This is a genomic window from Nocardioides candidus, from assembly GCF_041321175.1.
Lineage (GTDB): Bacteria > Actinomycetota > Actinomycetes > Propionibacteriales > Nocardioidaceae > Nocardioides.
In genome coordinates this window covers 1,967,698-1,974,484 of the sequence record NZ_JBGGWC010000001.1, presented here as the reverse complement: position 1 = coordinate 1,974,484, position 6,787 = coordinate 1,967,698, and the positions used below count along the sequence as shown (strand labels likewise).

Sequence of the window (6,787 nt, the reverse complement as noted above, 5' to 3'; positions counted from 1 at the left end):
GGCCCTGGCCCGTGGCGAAGACCCGCGTACGCGCCGAGAGCTTCGGCGGCACATCGATCACCTGTTCGCCATCAGCCAGCAGCCGCATCGCGATGTGCCGGCCGATCCCGTTGCAACCCTCGATCGCCCACACCCGGTCCTGCGAGCCAGCCACGTAGGCGAGCATCGCGTGGTAGCCCGCGGTGTCGGTTGCGAACCGCTCGCCGCCGGCAACACCTTCATCAGCGGTCATCACCTCGATGGTGACCGACCTCTTGTGCGGGTCCATCCCGATCACGACCCGCTGCTCGTCTTTCGTCATCGATGCTCCTCCATCCCTGAGATCCGACTTGGTCGGGTCAGGAGGGCACCGCTGCTTTGAGCAGAGCAATCCCTTCTTGAGCCACTCCCGCCCTTGCGGTGCCCGGGGTAGCGCAGGCCAATTGAGAGCCACACCCCGAAGGTGGGCAGCCGAATTGAGAGCGACAACCCCGGACACCTCGACCGAGCCTCGTCAGCCCCGATCGTGCGGTCAATGAAACAAGCAGCCGATTAGCGGGCGCCTGACGGCGGACGCCAAGAAGGCCGCTGCAGCTTCACGATCGGCGTGAGGTGGAACTTCCGGAGTCCCGACCTTCGATGGAGGGGGCCAGCTCGCGGTCGATCCAGCGGCCGATCACCTCGACCACGTAGGTCCGCTCGTCGCGGTCGAGTTGCTTCCCTTTCGCGATGCCGTGCCAGGTCTCCAGGCAGTTGCGGCAGCAAGTCGCGGTGGCGTGCTGGGCCACGAAGACCGGGTGGTTGCGGTACGGGGTCTGTCGGCCGTCGTTGCGCGGAGCGGCTGGCGCCAGGCGTTCGGCAATGATCTCCGCGGCGTGAGCGCGGATCGTCTGCGGACCGCGCAGTTCAGCCGTGGCCCGCTCGCGCCCGCGCAAGTGAAATCGCCGCCCGAACGGTCGCGTGCTCGCGCGGTCGATCCGGTCATCGATCTCGGCAGGGTCGGGCACGCGCCCAGCCTAGGCACGGCACGGTGGTCGAGGTCGAAGCCAAGACCGGCTGGGGCTCGGCGAGGCTGCGCACCACGCGCAGCGAGGTCCTATCGCCGCTCGACGCTGCGGAACGGTCGAGGTGCGCCCTCCCTCCACTGTGGTCGCAGGCAGGTACCGGGGTCGCTTGCGAGCAGCGGGGTACCGCGATGTGATGAAGCCGCTTATCATCGGCCTGGTCGCCGACCCAGCCAAGCCCACTCAGATTGCGCGCGGGTTCGAAGATCTCCACGAGAAGAATGACGACGGTCGTCACGCCTGGGACGTCGAGGTGCTCAGCGAGCCGTTCACGCTCGCTTGCGAGGACGTCGACACCGTGTTGTCCCGGCTGACGGATCAAGGTCGTGAACACCGCTGGGACCTGGTGGTCGGGATCACCGAGCTTCCGCTTCGCGACGATGACGGCCGGTACCTGCTGATCGAGACCGACCCGCAGCAACGGACGGCGGTGGTGTCGCTGCCAGCCCTGGGCGGGCTTCACATGCACAAGCGAAGCAAGCACGCATTGCGCGAACTCATCAGCGGCATGGCCGACCCAGCCACAGAAGGTGATCGTCGGGTGGCGCTTCCGCACCGCAGCGGCCGCTGGCGGCTGCTTCTCGGCATGGTGCTCGCCAACCGGCCGTGGCTGCTCGTGCCCGGGCTCAAGTCTGCACTGGTCGCGGCGCTCACCACGGGGGCCATTGCCACCATCAATTCCACCGTATGGTTGTTGGCCGGGTCGCTCGATTGGTGGCGCCTGGTCCTCGCGACGATCGCCTCCCTCGCGCTCGTCATCGGTTGGCTCGTCATCGACGGTGAGCTCTGGGACCGGCCGGACGACGACTCGGCTCAAGCGCGGGAGCGATCGCATCTCTACAACACCTCGACGTTAGTGACACTGACCGCGGGTGCGCTGATCTGCTACCTCGCGCTCTACCTGTTGAACCTGGCCTGGGCGATGTTCGTCCTCGACCCCGCCGTGATGGGCGGCTACCTCAAACAACCACTCGGTCACGGTGACCTCTTTGTCCTGGCCTGGTTCGTCGCGTCCGCGGCCACCGTGGGCGGAGCGCTGGGCAGCGGCCTGGAGTCTGACGAAGCGATCCGCGCGGCCGCGTACTCCAAGCGCGAAGAGGAGCGACGCGAGCGGCTCGCCGCGAAGCGAAACCAGACAACCAGTGCTCGATGAGCGATAGCCCTTGTTCACGTCGAGAGGGGCCAGCCCGTAGGCCAGCCCCTTTCGGTGTGATGCGTGCTCGGTTGTTTCACCCGCCGGTGATGCGCTCCCAGGCTGCGCGGCGCTGCCTGGGCCGCGCCCACCATTCAAGGGAGCGCCGCCGTTGGTCCGCCTCCCGGAAGGTGAGTCCCGAGAACCAGACCTCCCCGTTCACGGTGAGCGACCAGCCCGTCTCGTCACGGGTAAGCGTGATGGTCGTGTTCACGCCGCTGCGCCCTTCGCGGTCACCCGGTGGACGACCACGTTCTTCTCGCCCTTCTTCCACGCGGCGTCGTGCTTGCCGGACTCCACTTCGTGGGCCAGTGCCAGCCCCGTCACGCAGCGACGCACGGTCGCCACGGACACGTTCATCGCCTCGGCGATCGCCTCCACGGTCTCGCCGGCCTGGCGACGGGTGTCCACGTCGACCGCCGTCGTGCGCTCCTTGGAGCCGGGGGCGAGGTAGGGCAGCGAGCGGACGGTCCCATTGGCACGGATCTTCACCAAAATCGCCGCCTTGCTCGTCAGCGCCTCCACGAGCGTCGTCGGCCCGGGCTCCTGCTCCTTCGGAGCAGCGGCCTTCTTGCCCTGGGCCTTCGCGGGCTTCGCCTCCGCCGCCACGAGCTGGTCGTACAAGGCGACGAGGTCCGCCTTCTTGAGCCCCTTCGTGACCGCCTTCGGGTCGAGGGCCGTGATCGCCTCGGTCAACTGCGCCACGGTCAGGTTCGTGTTCTGCTCGGACATGGTGTGCCTCCTGGCAGCGGGTGGAGGGACCGCCGATCGGGCCTCCGGTGAGAGCAGGCTGCAGAAGATCGACGCGGAAGTTCAGACCTCGTGGGGAGATGGAAGCAGTGAGCACCGACGAATCTCGGTGACTACCTGCGGAGACGTCGATCTGAGAATTCGCTTATCTGCCGCTGTCCACCGCCTCGTCCCACGCCCCCGCCAGAACCGCCCGCAGACGTGCCACGCTGTCCCGGTGCCTGCGCCGATTCCGCCGCCTGCGCCCACGGCCTACGTCCGCTCCAGTGTCGATCGAGTGGCCCGTGGGATGTCCGTCAGATGTTGGGGCAGGCAGCTCGTGCGTACGCCTGCGAACCCCAGGCAACTTGCCCCCGAAGTTGCCCCGACGTATCCCTTGCCAGCAACGAGACCGGCTGCCAACCAGCGTTTCGGCTGGCCGCGAGCCGAATCCGGGTAGTGGGGCGGGTGGGGCTCGAACCCACGACCCAAGGATTATGAGTCCTCTGCTCTGACCGACTGAGCTACCGCCCCTCGCGGGGGGAGCCTACCGAGGACGCGTGCGGGAAGGTCGGACCGAGTGCCATGCTCTGCCCATGGACCAGACGCCTCCGCCGCTCAAGCCGCTCAAGGAAGACTGGGACCGCGCCCTGGTGATCGTGGCGCACCCCGACGACGTCGAGTACGGCGCCGCTGCTGCCATCGCGCGATGGACCGGGCAGGGGAAGACGATCGGCTACGTCATGGTGACCAGCGGCGAGGCCGGGATCGACGGGCTGCATCCCGACGAGTGCCGGACCGTCCGCGAGGCCGAGGAGATCGAGTCGGCGCGCATCGTCGGAGTCGACACCGTGGACTTCCTCGGCTTCCCCGACGGCGTGCTCATGTACGGCCTGGAGCTGCGCGCGGCGATCGCGCGGCTGGTGCGCCAGCACCGGCCCGAGATCGTCATCACGGGCAACTTCCGCGACACCTTCGGCCCAGGCGCGCTCAACCAGGCGGACCACATCGCCACCGGGCGCGCGGTCCTCGACGGGGTCCGCGACGCCGGGAACCGGTGGATCTTCCCCGAGCAGCTGACCGACGGGCTCGAGCCGTGGGGCGGCGTACGCGCCGTGTGGGCCGCCGGCTCCCCCGAGGCCGGCCACGCCGCCGACTGCACCGACACCTTCGAGGTAGGGGTGGCGTCACTCGAGGCGCACGCCGCCTACATCAGCGGGCTGGGCTGGGAGGGGTGGAGCGCGCGGGAGTTCCTCGAGGGCAACATGAGGGTGGCCGGCACGCAGCTCGGCACCACGTTCGCCGCCCGTTTCGAGGTCTACTCGCTCACGTGGGGCGGCGGGGACGACGACTGACCAGCGGCGTGGTCGTCAGCCGCGGCGCTTCCTGACCACCCAGGCACCGAGGCCGATCGCCGCGGCGCCGGCGGCGAGGAGGCCGGCGCGGTTCTGCCAGTTCGTGTACTCCTCGGCGACCTGCGGCCAGGCCTGACCGATCGCGAGCGCGGCGTCCTCGGGCGTCGCCTCGAGGCCCTCGACCGACACCGGGGTGCCGAAGACGATCCGCACCTTGCGCGGCAGCGGCCAGCGGCGCTTCTCCGTGCCGGTGATCGTCGCCGGGACGATCGGCGCCCCGGCCTCGATGGCCAGGCGAGCGGCGCCGCGCTTCGGCGTACCGAGGCCTTCGTCGCGCACCCGCGTGCCCTCCGGGAAGAGCGCCAGCGCGTCCCCGCGGGCGAGGATCGCCCGCGCGGTGTCGAGCGCGTCCGCGTCGGACGCTCCGCGACGGACGGGGAAGGCGCCCAGGCGCAGGAAGACGCCCGCCATCGGCCCCTCGAAGTGCTCCGCCTTGCCCATGAAGTGCACCGGGCGGCGCAGCACGATCGCGACGAAGAACGGGTCCCAGAAGCTCTTGTGGTTGGGCACGATGACGACCGGGCCCTTCTTCGGCACGTTGTCCTTGCCCGAGGCAGTGAAGCCGCAGACGATCCGGACCACCAGGGCCGCCGTGTACTTCACCAGAAAGTAGAGCGGGCCGCTGACGCCCTTCTCACGGGCGATGCGGTGGGCTTCCTCGTTGGTCGTCACGCCGCCATCCTCGCGGTTGCGGGCGTACGGCGACCAGGACTCGCCGCGCCGGCTCAGTAGTTCGCGGCGTCGGCCGCCTCGGCGTCCTCGACCGTCTCGCCCGTCGGCTGGTAGGAGCACGCGTCGTCGGGGTCGTCGGCCGGGTCCTTCTTGGCGCCGTGGTGCTTCTTGGCGGGCGGGTCGATCGCGCGTTGCACGATGTCGCGCATCCAGTCGAAGTCGGGCGCAGCCGAGCTGAACTCCTCCGACGACTTGAACACCACCGACTTCACCTTCGCGTCCTTCACCTTCAGCGCCAGGTCGACGAACGCCGAGGCCAGCTCCTTCGGGATGTCGGTGTAGACGACCTCCTGGCCCGCCTTGAGCAGGTCGAGGTAGCTCACCAGCAGGCTCGCCGGATCGGCAGCCGTCACGAGCGCGTCGACCATGCAGCGCTGCCGGTCCATCCGCTCGTAGTCGTCGGAGCCCCAGCGACCCCGCGCAAACCAGAGCGCCTGGAAGCCGTTGAGGTGCTGGTCGGGGCCGGGCGCGAGGTAGTCGTCGGGCGGCTGGTGGGCGTCGGTACTGCCGCCGATGGCGATGGGCTCGTTGATGTTGACCGTCACGCCGCCGATCGCGTCGACGACCTCCTTGAACCCTTCGAGGTTGACCAGCACGTAGTACTCGACCGGGATCCCGAGCGTGCCCTCGACGGCCTGCTTGATCGCGTCGGCGCCCTCGTTGCTGCTCTTGCCGAGGATGCCCGGGTGGTTGGCCGGCACGTTGCGGTAGACGGCGTTGAGCATGTACTCACCATCGGCCGGGTCGCCGTCCTGGAACCCGTTGGGATAGACCTCGTGGAGGGGGCTGTCGTCGGGGAACTGCGCATTGGCCATGTTGCGCGGAAGGCTGAACGTGACGGCCTGCCCGGTGTGGGTGTCGATGCTCAGCAGGATCATGCTGTCGGTGCGGACGCCCTCGCGGCCCTCACCCCCGTCGCCGCCGAGCAGCAGCACGTTGACCCGGTCGGTGCCGGCCCACGGGTCCTTGGCCGTGCGGTCCTTCGGTGTGGTCGCCACCTCGTTGTGGGTGAAGACGTGGTCGACGAAGTCGGCCGTCGCGACGGCGTACTGGGCACCGCGCACCACCGGTGCCGCGAAGATCACGCAGAAGACGATCACGGCGAGGTTGCCCACCACCGTGTGCCACCGTGGCCGCTCACGCGGCCGGATGAGGCGGTAGGAGGTCCACACGACGAACAGCCAGACCGCGAGCAGCACCGCGACGACGAGCGTCAGGATGCGCAGGGCGAGCGGGTTGAAGACCAGGTCGACGACGCGGGTGCGGGTGGCGGCCAGGTCGTGGTCGTGGAACAGGTAGAGCACGACGCCGCCCATGATCAGCGCCCAGCCGGCGAGCACGATCCAGCCGGCGAGCTTGCGCTTGGCGAAGAGGTAGCCGGTGCCGGGGACCATCGCCGAGACGAACGTCAGCCCGAGCGTGCCGGGCAGGCCGCGCGTACGACGCTCCTTCGGCCGCAGCGCCCGTCGCCCGCCGCGGGGACGCTCCACGGCAGTGCTGGCAGCGGGCGGGGAGTCATGGTCTCCGGGGCGGCGCACGCGCTTGCCGGCGTACGACGACGCAGCCTCGCGCGCGGCGGCGCGGACCTCCTTGCGCTCCCGCCGGGAGAGGCGGACCGAACGGGACGCGCGCCGAGCGCCGCCCGGCCGCCCGGGGTTCGCCGTACCCGCCATCCG

General features: G+C 69.5%; 8 protein-coding genes and 1 tRNA gene. 2 read left to right on the top strand and 7 right to left on the bottom strand.

The window, feature by feature from the left end; genetic code table 11:
• Positions 1-277 (bottom strand): IS110 family transposase (locus ACAX67_RS09810; protein WP_370703620.1); only part of this gene is annotated, 277 nt, incomplete at its 3' end.
• Between the two features lie 298 nt (positions 278-575).
• Positions 576-986 carry a DUF4186 domain-containing protein gene (locus tag ACAX67_RS09805; protein ID WP_370703619.1) on the bottom strand — a complete coding sequence of 137 codons (411 nt, stop codon included), beginning with the start codon at positions 984-986 and terminating at the stop codon, positions 576-578.
• A gap of 193 nt (positions 987-1,179) precedes the next feature.
• Here ACAX67_RS09805 and ACAX67_RS09800 point away from each other — a divergent pair, with 193 nt between their 5' ends.
• Positions 1,180-2,196 (top strand): hypothetical protein, encoded by a 1,017-nt coding sequence (locus ACAX67_RS09800; protein WP_370703618.1) that lies wholly within the window; start codon positions 1,180-1,182, stop codon positions 2,194-2,196.
• Between the two features lie 76 nt (positions 2,197-2,272).
• On the opposite strand, the gene ACAX67_RS09795 is transcribed toward ACAX67_RS09800, so the two are convergent.
• The 3 genes from ACAX67_RS09795 to ACAX67_RS09785 all read right to left on the bottom strand — a co-directional run bounded on the left by ACAX67_RS09795 (position 2,273) and on the right by ACAX67_RS09785 (position 3,498).
• Complete coding sequence (locus ACAX67_RS09795; RefSeq protein WP_370703617.1) at positions 2,273-2,449, bottom strand: hypothetical protein; 177 nt, start codon at positions 2,447-2,449, stop codon at positions 2,273-2,275.
• On the bottom strand, positions 2,446-2,967 hold the full coding sequence (locus tag ACAX67_RS09790; protein ID WP_370703616.1) for a hypothetical protein: 522 nt from the start codon (positions 2,965-2,967) through the stop codon (positions 2,446-2,448). Before ACAX67_RS09790 ends, ACAX67_RS09795 begins: the two co-directional genes overlap by 4 nt.
• 457 nt (positions 2,968-3,424) lie before the next feature.
• A tRNA-Ile gene (locus tag ACAX67_RS09785) sits at positions 3,425-3,498 on the bottom strand.
• A gap of 62 nt (positions 3,499-3,560) precedes the next feature.
• Between ACAX67_RS09785 and ACAX67_RS09780 the strand changes: the two genes are divergently transcribed.
• Positions 3,561-4,319 carry a PIG-L deacetylase family protein gene (locus tag ACAX67_RS09780; protein ID WP_370703615.1) on the top strand — a complete coding sequence of 253 codons (759 nt, stop codon included), beginning with the start codon at positions 3,561-3,563 and terminating at the stop codon, positions 4,317-4,319.
• Positions 4,320-4,334: 15 nt separating this feature from the next.
• Here ACAX67_RS09780 and ACAX67_RS09775 read toward each other — a convergent pair whose 3' ends face one another.
• Together ACAX67_RS09775 and ACAX67_RS09770 are read right to left on the bottom strand one after the other, a co-directional pair.
• Positions 4,335-5,051, bottom strand: coding sequence for a lysophospholipid acyltransferase family protein (locus ACAX67_RS09775; RefSeq protein ID WP_370703614.1), 717 nt, complete (start codon positions 5,049-5,051; stop codon positions 4,335-4,337).
• Between the two features lie 53 nt (positions 5,052-5,104).
• Complete coding sequence (locus ACAX67_RS09770) at positions 5,105-6,784, bottom strand: LCP family glycopolymer transferase (protein WP_370703613.1); 1,680 nt, start codon at positions 6,782-6,784, stop codon at positions 5,105-5,107.
• Between the last annotated feature and the right edge of the window lie 3 nt (positions 6,785-6,787).